General features: G+C 52.3%; 11 protein-coding genes. 8 read left to right on the forward strand and 3 right to left on the reverse strand.

All coding sequences use genetic code 11. From position 1 onward, the window contains the following. The first annotated feature begins 5 nt into the window (after positions 1-5). From F5984_RS18675 to lepB, 3 genes are all read left to right on the forward strand, one after another. Complete coding sequence (locus tag F5984_RS18675; protein WP_185155565.1) at positions 6-707, forward strand: DUF5683 domain-containing protein; 702 nt, start codon at positions 6-8, stop codon at positions 705-707. Next, positions 704-1,429 (forward strand): 4-hydroxy-tetrahydrodipicolinate reductase, encoded by a 726-nt coding sequence (gene dapB, locus F5984_RS18680; protein WP_152125746.1) that lies wholly within the window; start codon positions 704-706, stop codon positions 1,427-1,429. Before F5984_RS18675 ends, dapB begins: the two co-directional genes overlap by 4 nt. Before the next feature lie 79 nt (positions 1,430-1,508). Beyond that, a complete protein-coding gene (gene lepB / locus F5984_RS18685; RefSeq protein WP_185155566.1) occupies positions 1,509-2,669 on the forward strand; it encodes a signal peptidase I in 1,161 nt (386 codons plus the stop codon). A gap of 98 nt (positions 2,670-2,767) precedes the next feature. Here the strand turns inward: lepB and ung are convergent, their stop codons facing one another. Further along, positions 2,768-3,433, reverse strand: coding sequence for a uracil-DNA glycosylase (gene ung, locus F5984_RS18690; RefSeq protein ID WP_152125747.1), 666 nt, complete (start codon positions 3,431-3,433; stop codon positions 2,768-2,770). Positions 3,434-3,607: 174 nt separating this feature from the next. Here ung and apaG point away from each other — a divergent pair, with 174 nt between their 5' ends. The 3 genes from apaG to F5984_RS18705 all read left to right on the forward strand — a co-directional run bounded on the left by apaG (position 3,608) and on the right by F5984_RS18705 (position 6,199). Beyond that, on the forward strand, positions 3,608-3,994 hold the full coding sequence (apaG, locus tag F5984_RS18695) for a Co2+/Mg2+ efflux protein ApaG (RefSeq protein WP_152125748.1): 387 nt from the start codon (positions 3,608-3,610) through the stop codon (positions 3,992-3,994). A gap of 1 nt (position 3,995) precedes the next feature. Further along, positions 3,996-4,766: an O-methyltransferase gene (locus F5984_RS18700; protein ID WP_152125749.1), complete on the forward strand. Its 771-nt coding sequence runs from the start codon at positions 3,996-3,998 to the stop codon at positions 4,764-4,766. An 80-nt stretch (positions 4,767-4,846) separates the two neighbouring features. Continuing rightward, the gene (locus F5984_RS18705; RefSeq protein WP_246169152.1) at positions 4,847-6,199 is read left to right on the forward strand and encodes a monooxygenase; all 1,353 of its coding nucleotides are present in this window, start codon (positions 4,847-4,849) and stop codon (positions 6,197-6,199) included. Positions 6,200-6,276: 77 nt separating this feature from the next. On the opposite strand, the gene F5984_RS18710 is transcribed toward F5984_RS18705, so the two are convergent. After that, a complete protein-coding gene (locus tag F5984_RS18710; protein WP_152125750.1) occupies positions 6,277-8,406 on the reverse strand; it encodes a DEAD/DEAH box helicase in 2,130 nt (709 codons plus the stop codon). Positions 8,407-8,866: 460 nt separating this feature from the next. Then, positions 8,867-9,868, reverse strand: coding sequence for an NYN domain-containing protein (locus F5984_RS18715; RefSeq protein WP_152125751.1), 1,002 nt, complete (start codon positions 9,866-9,868; stop codon positions 8,867-8,869). 277 nt (positions 9,869-10,145) lie between these two features. Between F5984_RS18715 and hisB the strand changes: the two genes are divergently transcribed. After that, a complete protein-coding gene (gene hisB / locus F5984_RS18720) occupies positions 10,146-11,297 on the forward strand; it encodes a bifunctional histidinol-phosphatase/imidazoleglycerol-phosphate dehydratase HisB (protein WP_152125752.1) in 1,152 nt (383 codons plus the stop codon). A gap of 314 nt (positions 11,298-11,611) precedes the next feature. After that, positions 11,612-12,181: a 1-acyl-sn-glycerol-3-phosphate acyltransferase gene (locus F5984_RS18725; protein WP_152125753.1), complete on the forward strand. Its 570-nt coding sequence runs from the start codon at positions 11,612-11,614 to the stop codon at positions 12,179-12,181. Positions 12,182-12,224: the final 43 nt, after the last annotated feature.

The following is a 12,224-nucleotide window of genomic DNA, read 5'->3' on the forward strand; positions in this document are numbered from 1 at the left end:
GGGCCATGAGAGGGGTAAGGATGGGGCTGGTGCTCGGGGTGGCACTGAGTATATGGGCACAGGGGGCCAAAGCGCAAACAACGGGGGCTGCCCCCGATACACTGCGGCCGGCCGGTGCCGATAGCATTCGGGTGGGCAGTTCGGTACTGACCACCGAGCCATCAGGCATTGATACGGCAGGCGCGAAGCCCCTGTCGGCAAAACAGGAAGCCCTACGCCGGACGATTATTCCCCGGAAGGCAACGCTCCGGTCTATCATGCTGCCCGGCTTAGGACAGGCTTACAACCGCGATTTCTGGAAAATACCACTGATCTACGCCGGCATTGGCACGTCGATCTACTTTTTGGTTGATAACAACCGGGAGTACCTCAAATTTGAAAATGCCTACCGGGTTGCCTACAATGATACCACCAATGGACCCGGACAAGGTACGGCTTTGGTGTACATCCGAAGTCGGAAAAGCGAGCAGCGGTTAGGGATTGCCCAGCTCAAAAGCGCCACGAGCTTGTACCAGCGTTACCGGGACATGAACGTGATTATCACGGTGGCGCTGTGGGCGCTCAATGCGGTGGAGGCCAACGTGGCCGCTCACCTGAAAACATTTGACCTGTCGGACGACCTGACCCTGCGCATACGGCCCAACGTGCGCTCGGTAGGAGGCACTGCGGTGCCGGGTGTCCGGTTAACCTTGAATTTTAAAAAATGAATATTCTTTTACTCGGCTACGGCAAAATGGGGCGCACCATTGAGCAGATTGCGCTCGAACGAGGACACCAGATTGTTGGCCGGATTGACGTGAACAACCGGCACGAACTGGATACTCTGGCCAACGATGCCGTGGATGCCGTAATTGAGTTCAGCACGCCCGATTCAGTAGTGGGCAACCTGACGTACTGTTTTGAACGGGGTTGGCCGGTTGTGTGCGGTACCACCGGTTGGCTAAATGAGCGGCCCGCCATTGAAACGTTGTGCCGGGAAAAAAACGGTGCCTTTTTCTACGCATCGAACTACAGTATTGGTGTAAACCTGTTCTTCCGGCTCAACAAAACGTTGGCCCAGTTTATGCACCAGTACCCGTCGTATCAGGTGTCGATGACCGAAATCCACCACACCGAAAAGAAAGACTCACCCAGCGGCACAGCCATTACGCTCGCTGAAGGGATTATGGCTAATTTGCCCGGTAAAACGCGTTGGCAGGAGCAGGCCGAAGGTGTGGCCGAGGCCGACGAAGCGGTCATGATCGAGTCGATCCGGGAAGGGAAAGTGCCCGGTACGCACACGGTTCGGTATGAGTCGGAGGTAGACCGGATCGAGATCAGCCACGTGGCGCACAGTCGGCAGGGGTTTGCCCTTGGGGCCGTGGTTGCCGCTGAGTGGGTTGCGGGTCGGCAGGGTATATTTGGTATGGATGATTTATTAGGAATGTAGTACTCAGTAAGCAATGGCAGTAGGCAGGCGCGAAAGCTAAACTGCTCACTGCTACTGCCAACTGCTCACTTTTTTTATTATGGCAATAACGGAGCAAAAACCAGTCTCGAAACAAAAGCCTAAAAAGTCGCCCCTTCGCGAGTGGTTCGACTCAATTCTGTTCGCCGTTGTGGCAGCTACACTGATCCGGTGGTTGTTCATGGAGGCTTTTACCATCCCGACGCCCTCCATGGAAAACAGCTTGCTGGTGGGCGATTTTCTGTTTGTGAGCAAACTGCATTACGGTACGCGCACTCCGCGCACGCCTTTGCAGGTGCCGCTGACGCACCAGAAAATATGGGGCACCGAAATCCCGTCGTACAGCACAGCACTCCAGTTACCATCGTTCCGGTTGCCGGGCTTCACGAGTGTAAAAAATGGCGATGTAGTGGTGTTTAATTACCCCATTGAAGATCAGTACCCACCTGATTTGCGCACCAACTATATCAAACGCTGTATTGGTATTCCGGGCGACGTAGTCGAGCTGCGGAGTCAGGAGGTATTCATCAATGGAAAGCCAATGCCGACTCCGCCTGGGGTTCAGCATGAGTATATCGTATTTACCGCTGATCAAAGTTGGGAAGATAAATATTTTCGAAAGTTTGGTGTCGTTAATGATTATCGAGATCCTGACCCAAATAATCACACGTTAAATTGGCAACCCTGGCAGCAGTTCAACGACTCTACTAAGCAAAATGAGCTTATTGGTTATAAGGTTATTACTACTAAAGAAACTGCCGAGAAGTTTAAAACGGTTGAAGGCGTTAAGGCCGTTACATTACTTGTCGATCAACCGGGAACGGGCTTTGGGGTATACGGTGGTGAGCAAACCAAATGGAACCGGGACTTCTTCGGGCCGTTGCAGGTTCCCCAAAAAGGGCAGACTATTCAGCTCACCCCACAGACCATTGCGTTCTATGGGCCGGTGATTCAGCGGTACGAAGACAACGGCAAAGTGGAGGTGACGGCCAACAGCGTTACGATTGACGGGAAGGCGATCTCCTCGTACACGTTCAAGCAGGATTACTATTTCATGATGGGCGACAACCGGCATAACTCCCTCGATTCGCGGTTTTGGGGCTTTGTTCCCGAAGACCACATTGTGGGTAAGGCCGTATTTGTCTGGATGTCAATTGACCCGAATCCAGAGTCGTTCTGGCAGAAAATCCGCTGGAGCCGCCTGTTTAGCATTATTCAGTAGAGACGCAAAATCTTGCGTCTCACTTGCGTCAGCAATGTTTCTGCGGTGGCAAAACCATCCGGCGGTGAGACGCAAAATCTTGCGTCTCTACAAATCCCTCACCATTCAATCGGTGCCAATCCTTTGCTGGTCAGATACTCGTTTGCCTGGCTAAAGTGTTTGTTGCCAAACCAGCCACCCCACTGGGCGGCCATGGGTGAGGGGTGTTTACTGGTCAAGACAAGGTGTTTTTGGGCGTCGATTACGGCGCCTTTTTTTTGCGCATAGGCCCCCCAAAGCAGAAAAACAACGTGCTCTTTCTCGTCGGAAATCAGTTTGATGACCGCATCGGTAAAGGTTTCCCAGCCTTTACCCTGATGCGAGCCCGCTTGCCCGGCCCGTACGGTCAGGGTAGCGTTGAGCAGCATAACACCCTGCTCGGCCCAGCGTTCGAGGTTGCCCGATTTCGGAATAGGTTTACCCAGATCGTCCTGTAATTCCTTAAAAATATTGATCAGTGAGGGTGGCTTGGTAATACCATCGGCCACCGAAAATGCCAGCCCGTTGGCCTGCCCCTCACCATGATAGGGGTCTTGCCCCAGAATTACCACCCGGGTGTCGTCGAAACTGCATTTATCAAACGCGTTGAAAATGAGTTTGCCCGGCGGATACACACGCTGTGTGCTGTACTCATCGCGGACAAACTGGGCTAACTTAACAAAATAGGGTTGATCAAATTCGGCCTGTAGCCGTTTCTGCCACGATTCGGCAATGACAACTTTCATGCGGATTGTGCGTTATGAGGGCAATGATAGAGGCTAATTACCCGGGCGCGACACCCAATGCGTGACGTATATAGGTCGCCAGAGTGAAGGCAAAAAAAATAGGTAGAGCCACTTGCTAAAGTAAACTTAACAACCTAATTTTCGTTCTAAGGTTGTCAAAATGAGCCTAAAATTATGATTTCGGCAGTAACGGAAGGTATCAGGGTGAGTGTGAAAACCGAGTATCAGTCGGACTACTCCAGCCCCTTACAGGCGCACTACGTTTTCACGTACCGAATCACGATTGAGAATGCCAGCGATTACACCGTACATCTGCTTCGGCGTCGCTGGACCATTTACGATTCCAACGGCACCATTCGCGAGGTAGAAGGCGAAGGGGTGGTGGGTCAGCAACCTGTGCTTGAGCCGGGCGAGGTGCACGAATATGTGTCGGGCTGTAATCTGCGCTCCAGCATGGGCAAAATGGTTGGTTCGTACCTGATTGAGCGTGTTATTGACGGCAAGCGCCTTCACATTACCATCCCGGAATTCACCATGGTGGTTCCGTTCAGATTAAATTAAGTTGATTCAAGCGTACCTCCGTTATTGGCTCGCGGCCCGCGACGAGCACTCTCTCCATTCGCCCTTTTTGTACGATCTGTACACGCGTACTATTCGTGTTGATGACCGAAACGCCCCTGCTTACGCACCCATTGCGCAGGTGAGGGAGCACCTTTGCTCGAACTCATCCCAGATCCACGTTACCGATTTCGGTACCGGGGCGGGGCAGTATCATCGGTCGATAGGCTCCATTGCCCGCAAATCGCTCAAGGCCGACAAATATGGCCGCTTGCTGTACCGGCTTACCCAACGGTTTCAGACCCGTACTGTGCTCGATTTTGGCACCTCGCTGGGCGTTACTACGGCGTATCTGGCCAAAGGGACTGAGGGTATGGGCGGGCAGGTTGTCACGTTTGAAGGCTGCCCCGAAACGGCTGCTCTGGCGGGCCAAACCTTTGCGCAATTGGGGTGTACCAATGTGCGGCAGGTAGTAGGTAACCTTGATCAGACGCTGGCACCCGCTTTGGCTCAGTTACCACCGGTTGATCTGGTTTTTTTTGATGCGAATCACCGATATACGCCTACTATTCAGTATTTTACGGCTTGCTTAGAACGGATTCATAACGACTCGGTGTTTGTGTTCGATGATATTCACTGGTCGGCCGAGATGGAGCAGGCCTGGCAAACGATTCAGGAGCATCCGGCCGTGACGGTATCGGTCGATTTGTTTGCCCTCGGTCTGGTTTTTTTCCGGCGCGAACAACCTCGGCAGCATTTCGTTCTTCGATTGTAAGAAGCATATTGAACAACTACGGTCTGACAGACTAAATACCGAACTGTAAACTCTAAACCGTAAACTTTTAACTATACCCTATGCGCCCTGTTTTGTTTACGGCGTTGGCCGCTAGTGCGTTATTAATCAATGCCTGTCAGACAGGTAAAGAAGCTGGCGAGACGGCATCGGCCGAGAAGTCGAGCTTTACCCTCTTGCAGGAGCGGATTCTGACGCCTACCTGCGCTACGGCCGGGTGCCACGCGTCGGACAAAGACCCCTCGTTTGCGCAGCATGGTTTGGTGCTCTCGGCGGCTGTGGCCTACACCAATCTGGTGAATGTACAGCCCCGAAACAGTGCGGCCAAAACCGATGGTTTGATGCGGGTGAAGCCTTTTACGTCTGCGCAAAGCCTGCTCTTTCATAAATTTGACCCTAACCCGGCGCATCATGGCGGCAAGCAGTACGGTAGCCTGATGCCCCTTGGTATGGACCCCCTGAGTGTGGGTCAGGTTGAGTTTGTCCGGCGTTGGATTGAAGCCGGTGCCCCCCGCCAGGGGAGTGTGGTAGATGCCAGCCTGCTCGATGACAAAACACCTAGCGTAACCTACGCTCCGTTTGAGGTGTTGCCTAAACCAGCCGTTGAGCAGGGTTTCCAGATGAACCTGCCCCAGTTTTCGGTGGCCCCTAATTTTGAACGGGAACTGTTTATGCGACGGTCGGTGGGCAATGCTACCGATGTCTATGTTAACCGGATTCAGGTTAAAATGCGGCCCAACAGCCACCATTTTGTGGCTTACGGCTTCAAAGACCAGGCGCTCGTGCCTCCTATGGACCAAGTCCGTGACCTGCGTAATCCCGATGGGTCGGCTAACCTGCTCACGTATCTATCCATGCAGAACCACATTTTTGTGGCAGGTACACAAACGCCGACCTACGACTACACGTTCCCGGCTGGTTCGGCACTACTGATTCCGGCCAATACCTCACTCGACCTGAATTCGCACTATGTAAATAAGACGGGAGCACCCCTGCCCGGCGAGGTGTCGATGAACCTCTACACTGTTGATAAAGCGAAGGTGGTTAACGTGGTGAAAACGCTGAACGAAGCCAACACCAATTTTTCATTGCCAGCCGGTCAGCGCCGAACCATCACTAAAGATTTTATCTATACCAAACCCCGCATGATTCTGGCACTTACGTCGCACACGCACAAGCTTGGCGAAAAGTTTGTGATCAAAATTAAAGGTGGGGCTCGTAACGGGGAAGTAATTTACACCAACACGGATTGGGAGCATCCCCAAATTGTAACCTTCACGACGCCCATTGCCCTCAAAGCGGGCGAGGGTCTTACCTCTGAGGTGACCTATTTCAACAATACTAACCGAACCGTTGGCTTTGGCCTCACCAGCGAAGACGAGATGAATATTATTTTCGGCTATTATTTTGAATAGCCGACTGATCGATGTGATTACAGCAAAAAGGCCATTCCCGCAAGGGAATGGCCTTTTTGCTATTGACACTGTTCAGATTACCGGGCGACTTCAACGCCTACCCGACGACCTTTGATAGAGTTACCGTCCATGATTTCAACAACCCGGTTAGCCATGTCGCTCGGTACATCGACAAACGTGTGCTTGTCGAAAATATCGATGTGGCCAATGCTACCACCCGGAATGTTGGCTTCGCCGGCAATAGCCCCGACAATGTCGCCCGGCCGCACGTAATCGCGCCGACCAATGCTCACAAACAGGCGGGTCATGTTGGCATCGCGCTCGCGGGGTGGGCGGGCGTTATCTTTCTCAAAATAGCCCCGGCGGCCACCGCCATCACGTGGACCAAAGCTACCTTCGTTGCGGTCGCCAAAGCGGCTTCCGCCCCTGTCGTTACGGTCGCCGAAACGGCTGCTACCCCGGTCGTTGCGGTCGCCAAAGCGGCTGTTACCCCGGTCATTGCGATCACCGCCAAACCGGTCGTTCCGGTCGAAACGGCCACCTCCTTCACGACGGTCACCGAAGCGGTCATCAGCCCGGCCCCGGTCGCGCCGTTCGCGACGGTCGTCTTCCAGACCCAGGTTCTGATCCGAAAACTCATTTTTCACGATACCCATGCTGCGTTTCACCAGAGCGGCTACCACTTGCTCAGTCGAAAGACCGGCGTGGTGCAGTTGGGTCAGAATATCGCTGTACAGGTGCAGGTCCTCGCTTGAGGTGATCGACTCGCGCAGTTGCTCAATAAAACGGGCTTTGCGGAGACCAACGATGTCTTCAAACGAAGGAATAACGCCTTTTTCAACCCGAACTTTCGTATAGTTCTGGATCTCGCGGAAGCGGTATTTTTCATCGCGGCTCACAAACGAGAACGCCCGGCCCGACTTACCCGCCCGGCCCGTACGGCCAATCCGGTGTACGTAATATTCTTCGTCAAGCGGAATATCGAAGTTGATTACCGCGTCTACATCGTCTACGTCGATACCACGGGCAGCCACGTCGGTAGCCACCAGGATATTAGTCGTACCCGACCGGAACTTCGACATCACGTTGTTCCGCTGGGCCTGCCGCAGGTCGCCGTGCAGGCCCTCGGCCATGTAGCCGCGTACCTGAAGGTCTTCCACAATTTCGTCGACCTTACGCTTCGTGTTGGCAAATACCAGCAACAATTTCAGGTCGTACGTATCAATCAAACGGCACATTACCTCCACCTTCGCTTTGGGTTTTACTTCGAAGTAAACCTGCTCAATGTTGGTGTTGGTCAGCTCTTTCTTGATCACCTTCACCAGAATCGGGTCCTGCTGGAACCGCTGCGTGATGGTCATGATTGGCTTCGACATGGTAGCCGAGAACAGCACGGTCTGGCGCTCTTCGGGCATGTCTTCCAGAATGCTTTCGATGTCTTCGCGGAAGCCCATATCGAGCATCTCATCGGCCTCATCGAGAATCATCATCTTCACATTGTCGAGCTTCAGGGTGTTCCGCTCCATGTGGTCCATCACGCGGCCGGGCGTCCCGATTACCACATGAACCCCACTCTTGAGGGAACGAATCTGCCGCTCAATAGAGTCGCCACCGTAAATGGCTTCGACCTTAACCCCACGCTTGTGCTTTGAGAGTTTCCGCATTTCGTCGGCTACCTGAAGCGCCAATTCGCGGGTTGGGCACAGAATGAGCACCTGTACGTGACGCTCGCTTGGGTCCACAATTTCGAGTGCCGGAATACCGAACGCGGCTGTTTTACCCGTACCGGTTTGGGCTTGTCCGATCACATCGCGACCGGTCATGATAGCCGGAATGGCTTCGGCCTGAATGGGCGAAGGCGAGGTGAATCCCATGTCGGTCACGGCCCGAAGCACTTCTTCAGAGAGGTTCAGCTGGGCAAACGTCCGCTGCTTGGGGTCAACCAGCAGGCTTTCGAGCGTTACCGGAGCCGCACCGTCGGCAGCTACCGGTTGCACCGTTACGGTTTCAACAAGTACCTCGGCTTCTTCAGCCACCGGTTGCGTTTCAACGGCGGCCTCGACCACGGGTGCTACGTCAACGGAAGGGGTTTCGTCAACCGTTGCTTCGGCGTTAACCGCTTTTTTTGATTTGGTTTTTTTAGGAGCGGCCTTTACGGGCGCGTCCTCCTGCGGAGTTTGGAACTCCTCATTTTGATTCACTTCCATGAATAATAACTGAATAAGGATGAATTATCATCCAAGCGAAGTGAGTGCCGGTAGTCGGCGTGCTATGCGAGATTAAACTTTAGAAACCGCCCGTGCGGTTGCCCTACTTACCCTGACCAGTCCCAAAGACGACCCAACGCTCCGATATACGGAAGCCAGCAGACAACAAAGACGAACGATTAGCCCACGCGCAAACGAATCCACACCGGTTGCTTCTATCCAAGAAGCGTCCACACAGAAGACCCACCATTAAACACCCGGAGAGCTCTGTCAGACCTACCTACGCGATGATAAAAAAGGAGAGACAAAGCAATGCGACGAGTGTCGCTTGAAAACTTGCGTAAAAGTAAGAAAAATAGGGCTAAATAAAAAATTTAGCCCTATTAAATTTGTATTATTCTAAGTGGAGGCCTGCTCAGGGATGCCCGGCTGACCTCTTCTGAACTGCGCTGAGATTACCCTACGGGGCCAGCAGGTGTACTTCCACGGCAATATCTTTCCCTTCGTCGTTTTTCCCAATTTTAAACGAAACCTCGTCGTCAACTTGTAATTCGTTGAAGTCGGCACCAACCAGACTCGTGTAGTGGAAGAACAGGTTGTTAGGTGGGTAATTGATAAACCCATACCCTGATTTCAGACTCCGAATCGTGCTGATCTTGAGTTCTTCGCCATTGTCCAGATCAACCGTGTTATAATTAGGCTCGTCCTGGTAGGTATTGTGATTAGTGGCGTTCCCATTGTTGGCAACGGGTCCGTTACCGTACGTGGGTGCATTGCCCGATGAAAAGTTCATGCGGGTTTGCTGTTGCTTCACAAACAAATTCTGCACAATCGGGTCGTTTTTGCGAATCCGGTTGTCAATTTCCTGGTGCATCGAGATCGGGTACGATACCTCTTCGAGCAAATCCTGCGAGGTCCGGGTCACGATGCGCTCACCTTCGTCGTTGAGGAATTCGAAATCCCAGCTGAGTACCATCACGCGTGATCCGAGGGTGTTCAGTTTCCGCACCAGCGGCACATAGTCACCATCGGCCGAAATCAGCACAACCACGTCGAATGATTTGTGCAGGGCCAACTCGTACGCTTCGAGGGCCAGCCACACGTCGATTCCTTTTTCCTGCCGGTATCCCTGATAGGTTTTTACGGGCAGATAGTGCGTAACCACCCCTTCCGACATAAGGATATCGTCGAACAGGCGATCATAAAACAGTTGATTGCCCCGCTGATGGGCCTCGTGGGCATTGAGCCGCCCCCGAAAGTAATGTGCATCAACAATTTGACATAGCCGAACATCGGTATCTTCTTCCTCGGCTACCTGCCGCCGGATAAACTCATGAATACCTGAAATGCTGATACGGCTACGACGTTCGTGAGAATAATTGTAATAGTTGCTTACGTGTAGGAAATAATTACCGTCGTAAAACACGCCAATACGTGTCAACTTGCTACGATTGTCTGACATTTTGTTACTAATTGAAAATGTTAATCTATGCTTAGTTTACTTTAATACGTACAAATTCGATGTTGGATAGAGGAAGGAATTAGGTTAAGTATAAACGGAAATGGTGCTTAGGTGTAATTGCGTCTTGTTGTTCTGTATAACGTACTACAAAGATAGATTATGCGGTTGATAATCGCGTAGTTTCAGGAGTTCGAAGCCCCGAAAAGCTTTTGTTTTTGTCAGTTCCCGATACAGGGCTGTACCTTTGCTATTTACAACCGCCTTTTTTCAATCGCTCATGCGAACTGTATTGTTTATCGACCGCGACGGCACCCTTATTGTAGAGCCGCAGCCCGACCAGCAGGTCGATTCGTTAGAAAAGCTCACCTTCATACCGGGGGTGCTTTCAGGAATGCGCCGTATTGCCGAGGATACCGATTATGTACTGGCCATGGTGACCAATCAGGATGGTCTCGGAACGGCTTCGTTTCCGGAAGAGACGTTCTGGCCCGCGCACAACAAAATGCTCGAAACCTTTGCGGCCGAGAATGTTCGTTTCGATACTATTCACATCGATAAACACTTCCCGCGCGACAACTCAACTACCCGCAAGCCGGGTACGGGTATGCTCACTGAGTACCTTAATGGGGAGTATGACCTGGCCAATAGTTACGTGATTGGCGACCGGCTAACCGATGTGCAACTAGCTATCAACCTGGGCGCCAAGGCTATTTTGTTTTTGCCTAATGCGGGCGAAGCCTCGCCGGTGCTCAATGCTGATGTGGACGGTATGACGGACGAAATGCGCAATGCTATTGCCTTTAGCTCGGGCGACTGGCACGCCATTTATGAATTTTTGCGGTTACCCGCCCGCACGGCTACGGTTGAGCGCAACACGAAGGAAACCCAAATTCGGATTGAGCTGAACCTTGACGGAACAGGCCGGGCCGATATGCATACAGGCCTCGGTTTCTTCGACCATATGCTCGACCAACTGGCCAAACACTCTGGGGCCGACCTGAGCATTCGGGTGCAGGGCGATTTGCACATTGATGAACACCACACGATTGAAGATACCGCGCTGGCACTGGGCGAAGCGTACCGTAAGGCTCTCGGCGACAAGCGGGGCATTAGCCGGTATGGGTTCCTCTTGCCCATGGACGAAGCGCTGGCGCAGGTCGCGATCGACTTTTCGGGGCGACCCTGGATTGTGTGGGATGCGGAGTTCCGGCGGGAAAAAATTGGCGAAATGCCAACCGAAATGTTTTTCCATTTCTTCAAGTCATTTAGCGATACCGCCCAATGCAACCTGAATATCAAGGTAGAAGGGCATAATGAACACCATAAAATTGAGGCTGTGTTTAAGGCCTTCGCCAAAGCAATCAAAATGGCGGTTCGGCGGGATATAAACGAGTTAAACAACCTGCCCAGCACGAAAGGAGTGCTGTAGGGCAATGGGTTGGACAGTAGCGCCTGGGCTGGGCTTCGGTAAAAAAGTAGGACAACCCATAGCTAAAGTCCAATGTCTCGGCTTAATTTTGCCTTACCAAAAAACAACCTGTTTCTGACAATGGATTTTTCAACAATCGGTACGATTCTGTTCTATGTGGTTCTGTTGGCAGCGGCTTACATCACGGGTCGCTGGCTGGTCAGCAAAGAGCGGAAATATTAATCAGGGTTACAGACACTAAAGACAGATAGAGCTGGCCGAATGGTCGTGGCTTAACTGGTCTTTAGTGTCTGTAGTTCAATGTATACTCACCTATGCTCGGTGCTATTGCCCGTTGGTTATTTGTTTCTGTGTACGGCTGGCGGGTTGTCGGCCCGGTTCCCCATCATTTGCCCAAAGCAATTTGGGTAGTAGCTCCGCATACAACCAACTGGGACTTCCCCATCGGGTTGGGCGTGCGGCCTACCATCCATGTCTGGATTGAGTACCTGGCCAAAAGTTCGCTTTTTACCTGGTATGCCGGCTGGCTATTCCGCGCCCTCGGCGGACGGCCCGTGTACCGTGATAAGTCGCGCAATATGGTCGATGCTGTAGCCGATGTGCTCAACAAAGCCGACCAACTGCATATCTGCATCGCACCCGAAGGCACTCGTAGCGATGTCGAAAAACTCAAAACAGGCTTTTATTACATGGCCCTTAAGACCAATGTGCCGCTAATCCTGACCGGATTCGATTGGCCCAATCGTCGGGTTATTCTGAGCGAACCCCTGTACGTAACGGGTAATTATGAGCAGGACATGTTACCCTTCTACGAATTTTTTAGCAAGGTGCCGGGTAAGAAAAAAACCTGGCTCAAACGCTGGGAAGCTACGGGTGTAATGTAAGTCCGCCCGTTTACGTCGTCTTCTCCTTTCTTTTACACGCAAT

The sequence above is a fragment of the Rudanella paleaurantiibacter genome, from assembly GCF_009184635.1.
Classification (GTDB): domain Bacteria; phylum Bacteroidota; class Bacteroidia; order Cytophagales; family Spirosomataceae; genus Rudanella; species Rudanella paleaurantiibacter.